Below are 17,204 nucleotides of genomic sequence, written 5' to 3'. Positions count from 1 at the left end.
CAGGTCAGGTCCATGCGGGTCAGGTCCGGGAAGCCCAGGCGGAGCCACGCCGTGGCGACGGCGGTCGCCGCCGCGCTGGTCACCCTCGCCGTACCGGGGTGCACGGCCGCCTCCGACGAGCCCCGCGGCCCCGCGGAGGCGAGCACCACCGGATCCGCCCCCGCCGCCACCGCCTCCGCCGCCCCGCCGCCCTCGCCCACCCCCTCGTACGCGCTGTCCAGCGCCCCGCGCACCATCCCCGCCGTACGGGAGCACACCCCGGCCCGCGGCCCCGGCTGGAAGCCGGCCGCCGGTGCGCGGGTCGTCGTACCGCCGGGGAACGCCGCGGCCCTCGCCGACGAGGGCAAGCTGCTCGCCGGCGAACTGCGCATGGGCTTCGCCGAGACCGCCGACCCGCGCCCCGGAGACGTGGAACTGGCCCTGGGCGCCAAGAACTCCGGATCGCCCGAGTCGTACACGCTCACCGTCCAGGGCGGCCGGGTCCGGATCACCGGCCCGGACGAGGCCGGGGTCTTCTACGGCACCCGCACCCTCAAACAGGCCGTGAAGTCCGCGGGTTCGGCCCCCGAGGGCACCGTGCGCGACGCCCCGGCCAAGCCCCAGCGCGGACTGAACCTCGACATAGCCCGCAAGAACTTCACCGTCGGCTGGATCGAGGACGAGCTGCGCCGCATGGCCGACCTCAAGCTCAACCAGCTCGGCCTGCACTTCTCCGACGACCAGGCCTTCCGGATCCAGTCCGACACCCACCCCGAGATCGTCTCCACCCCCCACCTCAGCAAGGCCGACGTCCGGCGGATCAACGCCCTCGCCGCCGGCCTGCACATCACGGTCGTCCCCGAACTCGACTCCCCGGGCCACCTCGGAGCCGTGCTGCGCGCCTACCCGGCGCTCCAACTGCGCGACGTCCAGGGCAGGGCCGTGAAGGGCGCCGTGGACATATCGAACCCCGCCTCGGCCAAGCTCGTCGACGAACTGCTGCGCGAGTACCTGCCGTTGTTCCCCGGGGCGCTGTGGCACCTGGGCGCCGACGAATACCAGGCGCTGGTCTACCGCGACCCGCAGGCCTCCTTCCCACAGCTCGCCCGGGCGGCGCAGCAGAAGTACGGGCCCTCGGCGCGCATCCAGGATCTGGCGGAGGGCTGGCTGAACGACCGGGCGGACGTGGTGCGACCGGCGGGCAAGGTGCCCAAGGCGTGGAACGACGGCTTCTTCACCGGCGGCGTGGTCCAGGCGGCCAAGGACATCCAGGTCGAGTACTGGACGGGCAAGGAGAACGGCGCCCGGCCGCCGCTGGAGTACCTGCGCGAGGGCCGCAAGCTGGTCAACCTGAACGACGAGTACCTCTACTACGTGCTCGGCCAGCCCAACCAGTTCACCTATCCCACCGGCAAGCGGATCTACGAGCAGTGGACCCCGCTCGTCCTGCGCGGCACGACCCCCGTGCCCGACCGGTACGCGGCGCAGATACTGGGCGCCCGGCTCGCCGTGTGGTGCGATCTGGCCGGCGCGCAGACCCAGGCCCAGGTCGCCGAGGGGATACGGCTGCCGCTCGCGGCGCTCGCCCAGAAGGTCTGGGACGCCCGCCCGCCGCAGCCCGCCTGGGCGCAGTTCAAGGCGCTGGCCGACCGGCTCCAGCCTCCGGGCTGACCCGGGCCCGGGTCCCGCCGTATATTCGCTGGCCGGACCGGCTCGCGCGTTGCTTGGATGCGGGGATGAACAGTGAGCTTCCGGACGGCTACGAGCTGTCCACCGACCCCGCCCGCCTCGACGCCGAGCTGGTCCACCGCTGGCTGTCGGAGGACGCGTACTGGGCCCTGGGACGCAGCCGGGAGAAGCACGACCGGGCCGTCGCGGGATCCCTGAACTTCGGCGTCTACGACACGGCCTCGGGCGCCCAGGCCGGCTACGCCCGCGTCGTGACCGACCGGGCCACCTTCGCCTGGCTCTGCGACGTCTACATCGACCGGGCCGCCCGCGGCAAGGGCCTGGGTACGAGCCTCGTCGCCGCGATCCGCGACCACCTGGCCCCCTACGGACTGCGCCGGGTGATGCTCGCGACGGCCGACGCGCACGCCGTGTACGCCAAGGTCGGCTACGAGCCCCTGGCGGACCGGGAGAAGTGGATGCTGTTCGGCGAGCAGTAGGGAGCGGCGGCGAGCGGTAGCGGAGCGCGGCGAGCGGTACAGAAGCGGCGGCGAGCCGCCTAGAGCCGTTCGGCGTGCTCGCGGCGTTGCCAGCGGCGGCGGATCCACTGGCCGGCCAGCGGCAGGGTCAGGAGCACGGTCAGCGTCCAGGCCGCGGCGAAGCCCCAGATCAGCGGGGGCGACACGGTGACCGCGGCCGCCACCAGCAGGCCCAGCGTCACCGCGCCGAGCAGGCAGGCGGCCAGGACGCGCCGACGCGGACCGGCGTGCGCGGCGCGCAGGATCCGCCGCAGGGAGCGGTCCGCCTCCAGATCGGCCTCGATCGCCGACAGCGCGCGCCGCTCGTGGTCGGACAGTCCGGCTCCGTCCATGACGACCTCCATCGGCCGGTGTCGCCGGGCGGCGCGCTCCACAGCCTCTGGCCTGCGAATACCCGACCAGGGGCGGCCCAACCCTCAGGGACCGCCCCAGCCCGCCGGGGGAGGGTCACCAGATGGAGTTGACCCACTCCGGGTGGTCGATGAACGGGTTCCGGTTGTGCTGGAACTGGTCGAATATGACCTGGTTGCGGCGCTGCTCGAAGGCGTCCGGCGGGTCCTGCTGGTTCCACTGCTTGAGGACGCTGATCCGGCCGATGGCGGGCGCGCTGCCGTTGTCGACCTTGTCGTTGACTTCCAGGTCCGCGAAGCCGTCGCCGCCGTCGTAGCGCACGGCCATGTAGAGGAGCATGCGCGCGACATCTCCCTTGACCGCGTCGCGCGGCTCGAAGGAGTTGGCGTCGGTGAAGCTGCCGGGGGCCTCGGCGACGGGGCTGCCGCCCATGTCGAAGTCCTTGTTGCCGCGGGTGCTGTTGACCGTGACGTCCTCGGGGCGCAGGTGGTGCAGGTCCGTGCCCGGGCCGGTGGCGGTGCCGAAGTCGCCGTGGCTCTTGGCCCAGACGTGCTCGCGGTTCCAGTCGTTGGCGCCGCCGCCGTTGCTGGACTTGGACTGGGAGCGGCCCGAGTAGACGAGGATGACGTTGTTCGGGTTCGCCGGGTCCTGGTCGGTGACCTTCAGCGCGTTCCACACACCGTCGTAGGTCACCTTGGACTGGGTCTTGATGATGTTGTGGAGCGCGGTCTTCAGCGCGGCTCCGGTCTTGCCCTCGGCGGGCGCGTAGTACGCGTCCACGGAGGCGGTGGCGGCGGCCGCGTCGGCGTGGGGAGCCGCCGTCCGCTGCGAGCCGGCCGAGGCGGTGGCCGGAACCAGGGCCAGGGCCGCGACGGCGAGGCCGGCGACCCAGGGGGCGCGTGGGGAGATTCTCATGATGTGGGGGATACCTCTTCGCAGGCACCGCCCCCGCCATGGCAGTTGGCGGGGCATCAGGTGGCAGAGCAGAGGTTTACATTGTCATGTGCCTTACAGGTAAAATCCATGTGTCGGAAGGCCGGATTCTGCCCCCTGCGCCGACGGGGCCGAACGGGTGAGGTCCTCTTGGCAGATCGCCGCGGCGCGGGCACGGTGGCGGTGGCCCCGGACGGGGCCGCTCGGACGCGCACACCGTGAACACCCCCACCGGGAGCAGCCCATGGCAGTGAAGATCCTCATCGTGACCGGCGACGCGGCGGAATCGCTGGAGGTCCTCTATCCGTACCAGCGCCTGCGCGAGGAGGGGTACGAGGTGCACATCGCGGCGCCGGCGGTGAAGAAACTGCGGTTCGTGGTGCACGACTTCGAGGAGGGCTTCGACACCTACACCGAGAAGCCCGGCTACACCTGGCCCGCCGACCTGGCGTTCGCCGATGTGGTGACCGAGGAGTACGCGGCCGTGGTCGTCCCGGGCGGCCGGGCGCCCGAGTACCTGCGCAACGACCCCGAGGTGCGGCGGATCCTGGCCGCCTTCACCGGCGCCGACAAGCCGGTCGCCCAGATCTGCCACGGCCCGCTGATCACGGCGGCGAGCGGCGGGCTGGACGGCCGCCGGGTGACCGCGTACCCGGCGCTGGAACCCGACATGAAGGCCGCGGGGGCCGCGTACGAGGACTCCGAGGCGGTGGTCGACGGCACCCTGGTCTCGGCGCGCGCCTGGCCCGACCACTCCGCCTGGATGCGGGAGTTCCTGAAGGTGCTGCGCGCCAAGGCCCCGCTGGCCTGACGTACGGGGCGGCCCTACCCGGCCGGGGCGGTCTCCGGCTCCGACCGGTCGGAGCCGGAGACCGCCCCGGCGACCGTCAGCCGGAGGCGGCCCCGGCGGTCGTCAGCTGCCCGTCGTGATCTGCGGGGCCGGCTCGTTCCTGTAGTTGGCCGGGCCGAAGTTCTTCTTCACCGCCGCCTCCCAGGAGCCGTCCTGGACCATCTTCTTCAGAGCGGCGTTGATCTTGCTCTGAAGGTCCTTGTTGCCCTTCTTGACGCCGATGCCGTAGTTCTCGTTGGACAGGCTCAGCCCGACCAGCTTGAACTTGCCGGTGTTGGCCTTCTGGGCGGCGTACCCGGCCAGGATGGAGTTGTCCGTGGTGAGGGCGTCGACCAGGCCGTCCTGCAGCGCGACGACGCACTCCGAGTACCCGTCGAGCTCCAGGACGCTCGCCTTGGGGGCGAGCTTCTCCTTGACGTTCTGGGCCGAGGTGGAGCCGGTGACCGAGCAGAGCTTCTTGTTGTTGAGGTCCTCGGCCTTGGTGATGGTGGTGTCGTCGGCGCGGACCAGCAGGTCCTGGTGCGCGAGGAAGTACGGCCCGGCGAAGTCGACCTTCTCCTTGCGCTTCTCGTTGATCGAGTAGCTGGCCGCGACGAACTTGACCTCGTTGTACTGGAGCAGCAGTTCGCGGTCGGAGCTGTCGACCTTCTTGAACTCGATCTGCTCCGGCTTGTAGCCCAGCTCCTTGGCGATGTACGTCGAGACGTCCACGTCGAAACCGGAGAAGATCCCGCCCTGCTCGCGCAGTCCCACGCCCGGCTGGTCGAATTTGATGCCGATCGCGAGGTTCCCCTGGGGGCCGCTGTCACCGCCACACCCGGAGGCGGTCAGGGCGAGGCCGACCACTGCGACCAAAGCACCGGCCTTGGGAACCTTCATGCTGCACTCTTTCCTAGGGGCCGCGGGATGCACTGCGGGGATCGCCGGCAGCGGGGGGAACCGCGGATTTGGTACGAAGCGTCAAGAAGATTCGAGACGCGTGTACCAGGGAAGCTAGGAAGACGTCCGGCGCGGTGTCACTGCAATTGAGCGAAACTTGAGGTAACGATCCGGCGCGGCCGACGTTTCTCCGTCGAATTGTGTGGCGAACGGGATAAAGGGGGCCGCGGCCCCGACGGCGAATTCGGCCGCTACTCAACGAAGAGGCTCGAAACACCCCAATCCGTACATTGTGCTTGCTCGCAGCCGTTCAAACTGGTGATCGAGTTCAGGCCTGCCGGTGGGTATGATCTCCGGCAGCAAGGCCGTAGCGCAGAGGTCGTCGCGCCCACGCATCGAGCTGGAGGACGTCGGTTCGAATCCGACCGGTCTTGCGTCTTCTTCCATGCTTTTTCCATGCCGTTGTGGACGCCGGGCACCGGCGAAGGACCGGTGGAGTGGTGATGACACAGCCGACACCCGTACGGTGCCCCGCGATCGAGCACCCCGACGTGCCGCTCGCCGACCCGGCCGGGCTCGCCCCGCTCCTCGCGCGGCTCGCCGCCGAGGCGGCCGTCGAGTCCGACGAGGCCTTCCCGGTCGGCACCCTGCGCGCCGACGGCCGCGTCGACCTGTGCAAGCAGGGCCTCGGACCGGCCGGCGCCGCCCGGGTGGCCGCCGTGGCCGCCGGCTCCGCCCACGCCCGCCACCTGCTCCTCGGCACCAACTCCATCGGCGACGAAGGAGCCCGTACGCTGGCCGGCGCCCTCACCGGCGGACACGGACTGCACACCCTCTACCTCGGGTGCAACCGCATCGGCCCGGACGGCGTGGCCGCACTCGCCGAAGCCCTCGCGGACGACACCGGCGTCAAGGCCCTGTGGCTCAAGCGCAATCCGGTCTTCGAGGACGGCGCACGCACCCTCGCCGCCCTGCTGCGCCGCAACCGGACCCTGCGCACCCTCGACCTGGTCAACACCGGCATCGGCATCGAGGGCGTACGCCTCCTCCTCGACGCCCTGCACACCCGCGAGACCCCGCTCGAACGCCTCTTCCTCGGCGGCAACGGCCTCACCGCCGAGGCCGCGCCGCTGCTCGCCGCCCTCGTCCGGGAAGCCGGAGTGCGCGAGCTGTACCTCCCGGCCAACCACCTCGGCGACGAGGGCACCGCGATCCTGGCCGCCGCAGCAGCGGCCGCCGACCCCGCCCGGCCGGTCCGCCTCGGCCTCGGCGGCAACGGCATCGGAGCCGCCGGAGCCCGCGCCCTCGCCGACGCCCTCGGCGGGATCGAAGCCCTCGACCTCGGCCGCGCCATGTCCGAGCGCAGCCTCGGCTCCGCCGGCAACGACACCGGCGACGAGGGTGCGTACGCGCTGGCCGCCGCGCTCCCCGGCAGCCCGCTGCGCCGCCTCGAACTGCGCCACACCGGGCTCACCGGGCGCGGTGCCAAGTGCCTGCTGGCCGCGGTGCCCGAGGACTCCCCGCTGGAGTACGTGGGCCTGGGCCCCGGACTGCCCCGCAAGGTGAAGCGGTCCTTCACCGCCCGGCTGCGGCCCGCCCGGGCCGCCCATCCCGACCTCGCGGCCATCACGAGCGTGTACCGGTGAGCCCGCGCCCCGAACTCGGCAAGCTGCCCGGAGGCTTCCGGACGGAGGACGGACCGGCCTGGCAGCGGATCCGCCGCTACGCCGTACCCGGCTGGATGATCGAGCGCGCCACCGCGCACCGGCTGGCGGGCGACTGGCAGGAGGCCTGTGCCGTCGCCGCGGTGGACGTCGCCTTCGACCTGCCCGGCCTCGCCGCCCGCCACGGAGCCCCCGTCGCGGAGGCGGTGGAGGAGGACCTGCGCCACCTGGCGCCGGACCTGGTGCGCTGGCACCTGCCCCGGGTCCTGGGCGGCCGTACGACCCTCGAACCCGACATACGGGTCCTGCTCGCCCGTTACGGTTCCGGCGCCGGGGCGCCCGTGCTCTCCGTCACCACCGGGCCAATGATCGAGGGACCGCAGCGGCTGCGGCTGGACTGCGCGCCGCTCCCCCCGCTCGGGCGCACGTACTCCTTCGTCCCGCGGCCGCGCCCCGAGGACTGGACGGCGGCCCGCGCCCTCTGGGACGCGCGGCACACTACTGAACTGCGCGAGCGCCTCGGCGGCGGTGCGGGCCGGCTGCCCTTCCTCGCCCCGGACGGGACCCCGCTCCCCCCGGACCGGCTGCCCACCCGCGATCCCGGCGCCGCCGACCCGGCCGGACAGGCCGAGTGGATCACCCTCCTGGACGTCCGCGACGAGAGCGCGGCGGCGTACGAAGCCGCGGGACTCGAACGAGACGGGACGACCCCGCGGCCGCTCCGCCGCGGGCGGCCGTTCGACCCGGAGGCCTTCCTGCGCGCGGCCGACATCGACCTGACCCGGCTGGCCTCCGAACTGCGACGCCTCGCGGCGACGGGGGCGGGCGAGCGGTGGCTGATCGGCTCGTCCTACCGCCACGCCCTGCTGGAGCCGGCCGGTCCGGATCCGGCCGGCCGCATCCGGGTCCGCGTCGTCGAGCGCGACGAGGCGAAGGGCGTGCCCCGGCTGCCGCGGTTCGTCTGGAAGCGGCAGCCCGACCTCGAACTCGTCCGCACCGGCCGCATCACCCCGCGCGAGCTGCACCCGCTGGTCAGCGCCGCCCTGTTCCCCGGTGCCGGTCCCGCCGACGGCCCGCCCGGCCCCGCCGAGGCGAAGCCCGTACGGGTGCGCTGCCGCGGTGAATGGCACCTGGTCCGCTCGCGGGGCGGCGTGCTGGACCTGCTCCCGCACAGCCGCGAGGAGCAGCAACGGGAGCGCGCCATGAGGGCGTTCGGCGGCGCGGTCCAGGGCTGCTTCGCCGTCCAGCAGATCTGGACCACCGGCGAGGGCCGGCTGCCCCGCGCCCTGCGGGCGCAGCGGCGGGAGCTGTTCCTGCGCGCCCAGCACGGGGACACCCCGGGGGTGCTCGCGCTGCTCGACGCCGGCACGGACCCCCGCGTCCGCGACGCCCGCGGGCGGACGCTGCTGCACGAACTGCACCTGCTCGACCACGAGGAACTGCTGCCCCGGCTGCTGGGTGCCGGCCTCGACCTGGAGGCCCGGAGCAAGGCGGGGCTCACCCCGCTCCAGGTCGCGGTCCAGTGCGGGGGCTCGGCCGAGCTGGTCCGGGCGTACCTGGAGGCCGGCAGCCGGATCGACGTCGTCGACGACGCGGAGCTGTCGCTCGCCCAGGTCGTGCGCCGTTACCGGCGCACCGACCTCGCCTTCCTGCGGGACCGGGTGGAGGGGGAGTTCCCCGGCATCGGGTCCGAGTGGTTCGACGAGCACATGGAAGAGCGCGAGGCCGAAGAAGAGGACGGGGAAGCATGAGCACCCAGCCGCAGCGCGGGGCGCGGCCACAGCCCTCGCGGGCCCTCGCGGCCGCCGACGCCCTGGGCGCCCGGCTCCGCGCCACCCGCACCGAACCCGCGACCAACCCCCAACTCGAAGCTCTGGCGCTGGCTGTGACGGCCAATCAGCCCGTGCTGCTGTGGGGCGAGCCGGGCATCGGCAAATCCGCCGGCATGCAGCAGCTCGCCACCGCCCTCGGCGTCGAGCTGGAGACCGTCATCGCCAGCGTCCACGAGCCCTCCGACTTCGCCGGGCTGCCCATCGTCGGCGACGACCCCGCCACCACCGGCGTGCCGATGGCCCCGCCCGACTGGGCGGTCCGCCTCGCCCGCACCGGCCACGGACTGCTGTTCTTCGACGAACTGTCCTCCGCCCCGCCCGCCGTGCAGGCGGCCCTGCTGCGCGTGGTCCTGGAGCGCCGGATCGGCAGCCTCGTCCTCCCCGAGTCCGTACGCATCGTCGCCGCGGCCAATCCGCCCTCCAGCGCGGCCGACGGCTGGCACCTCAGCCCGCCGCTGGCCAACCGCTTCGTCCACCTCGACTGGACCCACAGCCCCCGCACCGTGGCCCGCGGCCTGGCCGGCACCTGGCCCGAGGTGGCCATCCCGGCCGTGGACCCGGCCCGCGCCTCCGGGGCCGTCGCCCGGGCCCGCGGTGTGATCTCCGGCTTCCTGACCGCCCGGCCGGGCCTGGTCCACCACATGCCGAACGAGGCCGAGGGGCGCGGCCGCGCCTGGCCCTCCCCGCGCACCTGGGAGATGGCGCTGCGGCTGCTGGCCACCGGGTACGCCTGCGGCGCCGGCCGGGAGGCCCTGGCCGCGGCCCTCACCGGGGCCGTCGGGGACGCCGCCGGGATCGAGCTGCTCTCGTACGTGGAACACCTCGACCTGCCCGACCCGGACCGGGTGCTCGCCGATCCGGACGCCTTCGCGCTGCCCGAACGCGGCGACCGGCAGCTGGCCTTCCTCATCGCGGTGGTCGCAGCCGTCCAGGGCGAGCTCACCCGGCCCCGCTGGGAGGCGGGCTGGGCGGTCCTGGCCAAGGCGGTCGACGCGGGCGTGCCGGACGTGGCCGCGAGGGCTGCCACCGACCTGGCCGCCATGCGCGACCTGGACTGGCCGGTGCCCGCCGGGATCGACGCGTTCGTCGAACTGCTCCAGCTCTCCGGCGCCCTGCCGGGCGGCGGCTGACGGGCCCGTGGCGCTGCCCGCGGACCACGCGTCCGCCGACGGCCCGCCGGCGGACAGTGGGCGCCTGGACCGGGCCAAGCTGCTGGCCGCCCGGTACAAGGCGGCCGAGACCCGGCCGTACCTCGCCTCGGCGCTGTACGCGCTCACCGTGGTCCCCTCGGCCGGGGTCCCCACGATGGGCGTGGACCGGCACTGGCGGTGCTACGTCTCGCCCGCCTTCGTCGACGCGACGCCCGTCGCGGAACTGGCCGGGGTGTGGATCCACGAGGTGGCCCACCTGCTGCGCGACCACCACGCCCGCGCCGACCGGCTCCCGGCCGCCGACCAGCGCGACCGGGTCCGCGTCAATACCGCCCAGGACTGCGAGATCAACGACGACCTGATCGCCGACGGGCTCGCGCTGCCCGAGGGCCGGATGGAGCCCCGGCTCTTCGGCCTCACCACGGGCGGGATGTTCGAGACGTACCTGCCCGCGATCCCGGCCACCCCGCCGCACGCCCCGGACTGCGGCTCGGGTGCCCACGGCACACCGATGCCGTGGGAGCTGGGGGAGGGCGCCGGGCCCGCCCGGATCGGCCCGGTCGAGGCGGAGGCGCTGCGCCGGCAGACCGCCCAGGCCATGCGCTCCCACCAGCGCACCCGCGGCCGGCTCCCGGCCGGCTGGCAGCGCTGGGCGCAGGAGCTGCTGGAACCCACCGTCGACTGGCGCCGCGCGCTGTCCGGGGCGGTCCGGGAGGCCGCCGCGTGGGCGGGCGGGGCCCTGGACTACACCTACCGCCGCCCGTCGCGCCGTACTCCGGCCCTCGGCGGCCGGGTGGTGCTGCCCAGCCTGCGACGGCCGCTGCCGCGCGTGGCGATCGTCGTCGACACCTCGGGGTCGATGGGCGAGGACGACCTCGCCGCCGCGCTCGGCGAGGTCACCGGCGTGCTGCGGGAAGTGGGGGTCCGGGGCAACCGGGTGGCCGTACTGGCCTGCGACGCGGACGTCCACGCGGTGTCCCGGGTGACCAGCGCGGAGCAGGTGACCCTGGCCGGGGGCGGCGGCACGGACATGCGCGTCGGCATCCGCGCCGCGCTGGCGGCCGCGGAGCGGCCGAACATCGTCGTCGTCCTGACCGACGGGTACACGCCGTGGCCGGGCGAGGTCCCCTCCTGCCGGCTGATCGCCGCGCTGATCGGGCCCGAGGCGCCGCAGCCGCCGGGCTGGGTGGAGACCGTACGCGTGGCGCCGAAGTCCTAAAGAGGCCCGTATCCGGCTCAACTGGCCGAAAACGCATGGTAGTCCGGACCGCAGGGAACGGCGCATGACAGCATGGCCGGGCAACACCCGTTGAGCGGAGGGGGAGTTCGGTGAGCACGTCCACGACCGGAGTACGCAAGGGCCTGGCCAAGGTGGAGATCGCACTGCGGTGGGATCCGAGCCCCGCCGGCACGCCCGCCCACGACCTGGACATCATCGCGGCGGTGTTCGGCGCCGCGGACCCCCACGGGGAGCCCGTCTACCTCGTGCACTTCGGCAGCCGTTCCCCCGACGGCACCATCACCTTGAACCGCGACAGCCACACCGGTCAGGGCTTCGGCTTCGACGAGGTGATGACCCTCGAACTCGACCGGATGGCAACCGCGTTGGGCCGGGTCGTGGTGGGAGTGGTCATCCAGGACACCGGACAGCGGGGCGCCCGTACGAAGACCTTCGCGGCCATAGGGGGTACGGGGGTCCGGATCCGGGAGGGTTACACCGACCTCGCGGTGACCGACTTCGCGGCGGTCCCGGCCGCCACGGCGGCCACGATCGCGGAGTTCACGCGGGACGGTGCGGGGGCCTGGTCGCTGGACGCCGCCGTACGCGGCTTCGACGCCGATCCGGAGGAGTTCGCCCGGGCGATGGGCGCGCCGCGATCCTGAACGCGTGGCCCTGGGTTTTATGGAGCCGCACAGACCGGGCGGTGGTCACTCCCTCGAGTGAGTGACCACCGCCCTGTCCGGGTGGCGCGCTGCCGCCGTCCCCACGAGGCAGCGCGGGCGGGTCGCCAGTCGGTCATCGGTGACGGCGGCCCACCGGTTCAGGGGGTCCGGTCGGGGTCCCGGTCCGGTGCGGGCGCGGGGGCCGGTGCCAGGCCCAGGGCGGGCAGCAGGGCCGCGTCGACGAACCGGACCAGGTAGTCGGCGTCCGCGTACCGCCCCTCCAGTACCGGCCGGATGCGCATGACACCCATCAGCTGCGCCGGAAGGAACTCCGTGGCCGGATGGCCCGCCGCGATCTCGCCGCGGGCCACGGCCCGGGCCACCATCGCGTCGAACGCGGCCAGTTCCGGCTCGACCAGCGCCTCGCGCAGCGCCGCCTGCAACTCCTCGTCGCTGAGCACGGCGTGCCCGAGGGCCTGGGTGAGCCGGGTGTCGCGTCCCGAGCTGCCGGCCGCGATCCGGGCCGCCTCGCGCAGGTCCCCGGCGAGCGTGCCCGTGTCCACCGCGGCCAGCGTGCCCTGCCGGTTCGCGCGCAGGGCCGCCGCGACCAGCTGGGGCTTGGTCTTCCACTGCCGGTAGAGCGTGGACTTCCCGCAGCAGGCCCGGGCGGCGACGCCCTCCATGGTCAGCGCCTCGTACCCGTGCTCGCGCAGCTGGTCCAGGACGGCGTCGTAGAACTCCTGCACCCGTTCCGGGGTGATCTTGGAGCGGCGCGCGGCGGGCGCTGTCGACGTCATGGTGAGCGGCTCTCCTCGGGGGCTCCGCAGCTGATGTATCCGTGAGGAAAGTGTACGGGAACGCGAGCGTATCGGTACACCCGCGTATCGATACGCGAATGTATCGATACACTGGCGTGTCGATGTCCGCGTACAGGGCGGCGCGCGAGCACAGAGAAGGAAGCGGGGGAAATGAGCTCCCACACCACACCGGACGGGCCGGCCGGCGGCCCGGCAGCCGGGCCGAGGCGCCGACTCATACGCGAGCTGCTGCTCGTCGCGGGCCTGTTCGCCGTCTACAAGGCCGGCCGGATGCTCTCCACGGACCGCACCGACGAGGCGCTGCGCAACGCCGGCCGGATCTGGGACGCCGAGCGCACCCTGCACCTGCCGGGCGAGGGCGCGATCCAGCGGCTGCTCCTGCACGGGGACGCCCTCGTGCACACGGCGAACACCTACTACGCGGCCGTGCACTTCCCGGCGACCGTCCTCTTCCTGGTCTGGCTGTACGTGCGCAGGCCGGGCCACTACCTGTGGGCCCGGCGGGTACTGGCCGTGCTGACCGGCGCCGCCCTCGTGCTGCACCTCACCTTCCCGCTCGCGCCGCCGCGGATGCTCGGCGCCGCGCACCTCGTGGACACCGCACAGGTCTACGGGCCCTCCGTGTACCGGGCCGCCCCCGCCACCGACACCATGGCCAACCAGTTCGCCGCGATGCCCTCACTGCACTTCGGCTGGGCGCTGATGCTGGCGCTCGGCATGATCGCCGCCACCCGGTCCCGGTGGCGCGTGCTGTGGCTGCTGCACCCGCTGGTGACGCTGCTCGTCGTCGTCGGGACCGCCAACCACTACTGGCTCGACGCGATCGTCGCCACCGTGCTGCTCGGCGGGGCCCTGCTGGTGGTGCCGCGTCCGCGGGTCCGCGCCGGGTCGCTGGCCGTCGTACGGCACCTGCCGCGCCCGCAGCGGGCCGCCGGGCCCCTGACGCCGGCGGCGGTTCGGGAGCCCTCGGCAGAGAGCGTGGGGGCCGGCCGGTGAACGCCACGCTCCTCGCGGTCCTGCTCTGCCTCGCCTCGGCCGTCGCGTACGCGGCCGCCGCCGTGGCCCAGGAGCGGCTCGCCCGCGCCGCCGTGGCCCGCAGTGCCGGAGCCCTGCTCGGCAACGGCGCCTGGTGGTGGTCGGCCGGTCTCAACGCCGGCGCCGCGCTGCTGCACGCGGCCGCCCTGCGCTACGGGCCGCTGACCCTGGTCCAGCCGCTCGGCGCCCTCACCCTCGTCGCGGCCGTCCCGCTGGGCGCCCACGGGGCCGGCCGCCGGGTCGCGGCCACCGAATGGCGGGGCACCCTGGCCACCGTCGTCGGGCTCGGCCTCCTGCTGCTTCCGGCCTCGGGACCGGCCCCCGACGACACGCTCACCCTGGCGGAGGCGCTGGCGGTGTCCGGGGCCACGCTCGCCGTGATCACGCTGCTGACCGTACGCCGGGACGTGCGCTCCGGGCTGCGGCACGCCACGGCCTCCGGGCTGGCCTCGGCCGTGGCCTCCGCCCTCACCCAGACGGTGGCCGTCGCGGGCGGGCGCGGAGGGGCCCTGCTGAGCGTGCGGGTCGTCGCCGTCGCCCTGCTCGTGGTGGTGTTCGCGGTCGGCGGGATGCTGCTGTCGCAGCGGGCCTACCGGGGCGGCCTCGGGGCGCCGCTCGCCGTGGTGAACCTGGCCAACCCGCTGGCCGCGGCCGCCATCGGCATGATCCTGCTCGGCGAACGCCTCCAGGGCGGAGCGGTGGGACTCCTGCTCGCCGTGGCCGGCGCGCTCGCGGCGGCGCGCGGGGTGCTGCTGCTCACGCGGACGGCACCGAGCGCGGCGCCCGCCCCGGCCGCCGGCGCCGCGGTGTCCGTACCCGTGACCGCGCCCGCGCCCGCGCCTGTCAGCCCCGCACCGGCGACCCCCGCACCTGCGACCCCCGCAGCGCCGGCCGCCGTGCCGGCCGGCCGGGTCGCGGTGTGAGGGGACAGAGAACCGTTTCACCGGTGTGCGCGTCCTCCCTGTCGAGAACGCGAACACCGACGTACGAACGAAGCGGAGTGAACGACCATGGGGATCGTCAGCTGGATCGTCCTGGGGCTGCTGGCCGGGATCATAGCCAAGGTCCTGCTTCCCGGCCGTGACCCCGGCGGGCTGATCGGCACCACGTTCATCGGCATCGCCGGAGCCTTCATCGGCGGCTGGCTCTCCGCGAAGTTCCTGGACAAGCCGATCGGCCACGACTTCTACGACCCCGCCACCTGGGGATCCGCCATCGCGGGCTCGCTGGTGCTGCTCATCGGCTACCGCATCCTGTTCGGCAACTCCCGCGACTGAGCGCCGCCAAGGCCACCGGTTAGGCTCGGGCCCCACGGCGCGACGTACGAGCTGCGAGGAGTTCCGAGTCCCATGAGCGTCACCCCTGTCACTCCCGTCACCCCCGTTCCCACCAGCGATCTGTACGACGAGCACGGCGAGGCGCTGGCCATCTGCACCACGCCCTTCCGCCAGTTCGGCGGCCGCCGGCTGTTCGCGGGCCCGGTGCGGACCCTCAGCTGCCACGAGGACAACGCACTGCTGCGCGAGCTGGTCAACACGCCGGGCGGGGGCGCCGTCCTCGTCGTGGACGGCGGCGGCTCCCTGCGCACCGCGCTCACCGGCGACCTCATCGCCGGAGCGGCGCAGCGCAACGGCTGGGCGGGCCTGATCATCAGCGGCGCCGTCCGCGACAGCGTGGCCCTCGGCGGACTCGACCTCGGCATCAAGGCACTGGGCACCGTCCCGCGCAAGAGCGGCAAGACGGGCGCGGGCACGGTGGACGATCCGGTCACCATCGGTGGCGTGACGTTCCGCCCGGGGGACACGGTCCACGCGGACGACGACGGCACCGTCGTACTCCCCGCCGCCTGACCCGGCCGGGGGCGAGATCCGGCCAGGGGCGGGCCACAGCCTCTGGTGCCGCCGCCGCGGGGCGGGATTCACTGCGGGCCCATGACACGACACAGGATCACGGGCCTGCTCGGCGCGCTCGCGCTCGCGGCGGCCACCCTGGCCGGCGCCGCGCAACCCGCGGCCGCCGCCCGCCCGGCCGCGGACGACAGCGGGGTCCACGCCTTTGCCGCCGGGCCCTCGGCCGAACCGCCCGCCGAGTTCGGAACGGACTGGCACGACCCCCTCACCGCCGCCCCGCCCGTCACGCGCCCCGCGACCCGGTCCTGCGAGGTGACCGTCGCCGAGGCCCGGTTCCGCGACTACACCCCGTACACCGGGACCTACGCACCCCCGGCCGCGTGCGGCGGGACCTGGGCCAAGGTCGTCCTGCGCCTCGACGGCAAGGTCAAGGGCCGCCAGTACGACCGCCTCGGCCACCTCTCCCTCGGCGGCGTCGAGATCCTGCGCACCTCCACCCCCGAGCCCTCCCCGGACGGCATCACCTGGTCCGTCGAGAAGGACGTCACCCGCTACCGGGACACGCTGAGCAGGCCGCAGCCCGTCGAGATGCTGATCGGCAACTTCGTCGACGACACCTACACCGGCGTCATCGACGTCAAGGCCACCCTCACCTTCTACGCCGCCGACCGGGACCGGCACGACCCCGCCCCCGACACCCCCGACCGCGTCCTCCCGCTCACCACCCCCACCGTCACCACCCCGCGCAACACCGAGCGGCTCCTCGCCGAGGTGTACGCCACCGGCTCCGGCGGCGGCTGCGAGGAGTACTGGTACATGACCACCCCCGACGCCGCCCCGTACTCCTGCAAGGCCTCCGACGGCCCCTACCGCGAGGTCCGGATCTCCGTCGACGGACAGCTCGCCGGCATCGCCGCCCCCTTCCCGACCGTGTGGACCGGCGGCTGGTCCAACCCCTTCCTCTGGTACGTCACCCCCGCGCCCCGCGCCTTCGACGTCCAGCCGATCGTCTACGACCTCACCCCGTACGCCGCACTGCTCAACGACGGCCGCCCGCACCGGATCGAGGTCGCGGTCGCCGGCGTCCCGGCCGGGCAGAGCGGCTGGAGCACCCCGGCCAACCTCCTCCTGTGGCAGGACGAGGGCCGCGCCGTCGTCACCGGCTCCCTCACCCGCCACGAGGAGGGCGATCCGGCCAACTCCAGCCGCTGGACGCCCGCCACCCCGGGCGGGCAGCACCGCCTCGACACCGAGGGCGGCCACCGGCTCACCGTCGCGGGCCGGCTCGACACCTCCCACGGCCGGGTCACCACCACCGTCACCCGCGCCGTCCACCACACGTCCGCGCACCGCTGGACGGAGGGCGAGAACCAGGACGCGCTGACCGCCACCTGGACCGACGAGGAGAGCGTCACCCGCGGCCCCGCCACCGTCCGCACCGCGCGCACGTACACGATGGACGGCGAGACCACCCTCGGCGCCGGGGACCGGCTGCGCACCGTCATCTCGCTCGGCGACCGAGCCGAGACGAGCACCCGGCGCGGCGGCCGCACCGTGGACCGGACCTGGCTCGACGACCGGTACACGGGCGACGCGAGCTACACGGCGAACGTCCCGCGCGAGCAGCGGCACGCGGTCGGCACCAGCACCGAGCGCTACCAGGTGTACGGGTCGCAGACCGGACGCGGCTGCTACGACCGCACGCTGACCACCGCGCAGGGAACGGTGACGGCGGACCGCCGACGCTGCTGACACCGCCTGCCCTTACGAT

17 protein-coding genes and 1 pseudogene are annotated in these 17,204 nt (G+C 73.9%); 14 read left to right on the top strand and 4 right to left on the bottom strand.

Annotated elements, in window-relative coordinates; all coding sequences use genetic code 11:
• The first annotated feature begins 12 nt into the window (after positions 1–12).
• Complete coding sequence (locus tag CP980_RS04195; protein WP_150492661.1) at positions 13–1,650, top strand: beta-N-acetylhexosaminidase; 1,638 nt, start codon at positions 13–15, stop codon at positions 1,648–1,650.
• 65 nt (positions 1,651–1,715) lie between these two features.
• Entirely contained in the window at positions 1,716–2,147 is a 432-nt protein-coding gene (locus CP980_RS04190; protein WP_132754116.1) for a GNAT family N-acetyltransferase, read from the top strand.
• A gap of 59 nt (positions 2,148–2,206) precedes the next feature.
• Here CP980_RS04190 and CP980_RS04185 read toward each other — a convergent pair whose 3' ends face one another.
• On the bottom strand, positions 2,207–2,518 hold the full coding sequence (locus tag CP980_RS04185) for a DUF3040 domain-containing protein (RefSeq protein ID WP_167535784.1): 312 nt from the start codon (positions 2,516–2,518) through the stop codon (positions 2,207–2,209).
• Positions 2,519–2,633: 115 nt separating this feature from the next.
• Entirely contained in the window at positions 2,634–3,452 is an 819-nt protein-coding gene (locus tag CP980_RS04180) for an endonuclease I family protein (RefSeq protein WP_150492659.1), read from the bottom strand.
• A gap of 262 nt (positions 3,453–3,714) precedes the next feature.
• Here CP980_RS04180 and CP980_RS04175 point away from each other — a divergent pair, with 262 nt between their 5' ends.
• The gene (locus CP980_RS04175; protein ID WP_132754110.1) at positions 3,715–4,281 is read left to right on the top strand and encodes a DJ-1/PfpI family protein; all 567 of its coding nucleotides are present in this window, start codon (positions 3,715–3,717) and stop codon (positions 4,279–4,281) included.
• Between the two features lie 102 nt (positions 4,282–4,383).
• On the opposite strand, the gene CP980_RS04170 is transcribed toward CP980_RS04175, so the two are convergent.
• A complete protein-coding gene (locus tag CP980_RS04170) occupies positions 4,384–5,199 on the bottom strand; it encodes a glutamate ABC transporter substrate-binding protein (RefSeq protein ID WP_132754108.1) in 816 nt (271 codons plus the stop codon).
• Between the two features lie 361 nt (positions 5,200–5,560).
• Here CP980_RS04170 and CP980_RS04165 point away from each other — a divergent pair.
• The 6 genes and pseudogenes from CP980_RS04165 (at position 5,561) to CP980_RS04140 (ending at position 11,730) form a co-directional block, all read left to right on the top strand.
• Positions 5,561–5,633 (top strand): annotated as a pseudogene (locus CP980_RS04165).
• A 69-nt stretch (positions 5,634–5,702) separates the two neighbouring features.
• Complete coding sequence (locus tag CP980_RS04160; protein ID WP_150492658.1) at positions 5,703–6,845, top strand: leucine-rich repeat domain-containing protein; 1,143 nt, start codon at positions 5,703–5,705, stop codon at positions 6,843–6,845.
• Positions 6,842–8,614, top strand: coding sequence for an ankyrin repeat domain-containing protein (locus tag CP980_RS04155; protein ID WP_229906861.1), 1,773 nt, complete (start codon positions 6,842–6,844; stop codon positions 8,612–8,614). The genes CP980_RS04160 and CP980_RS04155 overlap by 4 nt, the downstream gene beginning before the upstream one ends.
• Positions 8,611–9,825 (top strand): AAA family ATPase, encoded by a 1,215-nt coding sequence (locus tag CP980_RS04150; protein ID WP_150492657.1) that lies wholly within the window; start codon positions 8,611–8,613, stop codon positions 9,823–9,825. Before CP980_RS04155 ends, CP980_RS04150 begins: the two co-directional genes overlap by 4 nt.
• A gap of 7 nt (positions 9,826–9,832) precedes the next feature.
• The gene (locus CP980_RS04145; RefSeq protein WP_229906862.1) at positions 9,833–11,065 is read left to right on the top strand and encodes a vWA domain-containing protein; all 1,233 of its coding nucleotides are present in this window, start codon (positions 9,833–9,835) and stop codon (positions 11,063–11,065) included.
• A gap of 110 nt (positions 11,066–11,175) precedes the next feature.
• The gene (locus CP980_RS04140; protein ID WP_132754102.1) at positions 11,176–11,730 is read left to right on the top strand and encodes a TerD family protein; all 555 of its coding nucleotides are present in this window, start codon (positions 11,176–11,178) and stop codon (positions 11,728–11,730) included.
• 158 nt (positions 11,731–11,888) lie between these two features.
• On the opposite strand, the gene CP980_RS04135 is transcribed toward CP980_RS04140, so the two are convergent.
• Positions 11,889–12,527 (bottom strand): TetR/AcrR family transcriptional regulator, encoded by a 639-nt coding sequence (locus CP980_RS04135; RefSeq protein WP_132754100.1) that lies wholly within the window; start codon positions 12,525–12,527, stop codon positions 11,889–11,891.
• Between the two features lie 171 nt (positions 12,528–12,698).
• Between CP980_RS04135 and CP980_RS04130 the strand changes: the two genes are divergently transcribed.
• The 5 genes from CP980_RS04130 (at position 12,699) to CP980_RS04110 (ending at position 17,185) form a co-directional block, all read left to right on the top strand.
• Positions 12,699–13,544, top strand: coding sequence for a phosphatase PAP2 family protein (locus CP980_RS04130; RefSeq protein WP_150492656.1), 846 nt, complete (start codon positions 12,699–12,701; stop codon positions 13,542–13,544).
• The gene (locus tag CP980_RS04125) at positions 13,541–14,506 is read left to right on the top strand and encodes a hypothetical protein (protein ID WP_150492655.1); all 966 of its coding nucleotides are present in this window, start codon (positions 13,541–13,543) and stop codon (positions 14,504–14,506) included. Before CP980_RS04130 ends, CP980_RS04125 begins: the two co-directional genes overlap by 4 nt.
• 87 nt (positions 14,507–14,593) lie before the next feature.
• Positions 14,594–14,860, top strand: coding sequence for a GlsB/YeaQ/YmgE family stress response membrane protein (locus tag CP980_RS04120; protein WP_048478695.1), 267 nt, complete (start codon positions 14,594–14,596; stop codon positions 14,858–14,860).
• A gap of 72 nt (positions 14,861–14,932) precedes the next feature.
• On the top strand, positions 14,933–15,433 hold the full coding sequence (gene rraA, locus CP980_RS04115) for a ribonuclease E activity regulator RraA (protein ID WP_132754094.1): 501 nt from the start codon (positions 14,933–14,935) through the stop codon (positions 15,431–15,433).
• A gap of 81 nt (positions 15,434–15,514) precedes the next feature.
• The gene (locus CP980_RS04110) at positions 15,515–17,185 is read left to right on the top strand and encodes a peptide-N4-asparagine amidase (protein ID WP_150492654.1); all 1,671 of its coding nucleotides are present in this window, start codon (positions 15,515–15,517) and stop codon (positions 17,183–17,185) included.
• Positions 17,186–17,204 lie beyond the last annotated feature (19 nt).

It is taken from the genome of Streptomyces vinaceus (genome assembly GCF_008704935.1).
GTDB classification, from domain to species: Bacteria; Actinomycetota; Actinomycetes; order Streptomycetales; family Streptomycetaceae; genus Streptomyces; species Streptomyces vinaceus.
This window is presented reverse-complemented; position numbering and strand designations above follow the sequence as displayed.

Bases quoted from the DNA above. Each gene is read 5' to 3' on its own strand.
- CP980_RS04195 (WP_150492661.1), top strand. From the start codon at position 13: ATGCGGGTCAGGTCCGGGAAGCCCAGGCGGAGCCACGCCGTGGCGACG.
- CP980_RS04190 (WP_132754116.1), top strand. From the start codon at position 1,716: ATGAACAGTGAGCTTCCGGACGGCTACGAGCTGTCCACCGACCCCGCC.
- CP980_RS04185 (WP_167535784.1), bottom strand. From the start codon at position 2,518: ATGGACGGAGCCGGACTGTCCGACCACGAGCGGCGCGCGCTGTCGGCG.
- CP980_RS04180 (WP_150492659.1), bottom strand. From the start codon at position 3,452: ATGAGAATCTCCCCACGCGCCCCCTGGGTCGCCGGCCTCGCCGTCGCG.
- CP980_RS04175 (WP_132754110.1), top strand. From the start codon at position 3,715: ATGGCAGTGAAGATCCTCATCGTGACCGGCGACGCGGCGGAATCGCTG.
- CP980_RS04170 (WP_132754108.1), bottom strand. From the start codon at position 5,199: ATGAAGGTTCCCAAGGCCGGTGCTTTGGTCGCAGTGGTCGGCCTCGCC.
- CP980_RS04160 (WP_150492658.1), top strand. From the start codon at position 5,703: ATGACACAGCCGACACCCGTACGGTGCCCCGCGATCGAGCACCCCGAC.
- CP980_RS04150 (WP_150492657.1), top strand. From the start codon at position 8,611: ATGAGCACCCAGCCGCAGCGCGGGGCGCGGCCACAGCCCTCGCGGGCC.
- CP980_RS04135 (WP_132754100.1), bottom strand. From the start codon at position 12,527: ATGACGTCGACAGCGCCCGCCGCGCGCCGCTCCAAGATCACCCCGGAA.
- CP980_RS04130 (WP_150492656.1), top strand. From the start codon at position 12,699: ATGAGCTCCCACACCACACCGGACGGGCCGGCCGGCGGCCCGGCAGCC.
- CP980_RS04120 (WP_048478695.1), top strand. From the start codon at position 14,594: ATGGGGATCGTCAGCTGGATCGTCCTGGGGCTGCTGGCCGGGATCATA.
- rraA (WP_132754094.1), top strand. From the start codon at position 14,933: ATGAGCGTCACCCCTGTCACTCCCGTCACCCCCGTTCCCACCAGCGAT.
- CP980_RS04110 (WP_150492654.1), top strand. From the start codon at position 15,515: ATGACACGACACAGGATCACGGGCCTGCTCGGCGCGCTCGCGCTCGCG.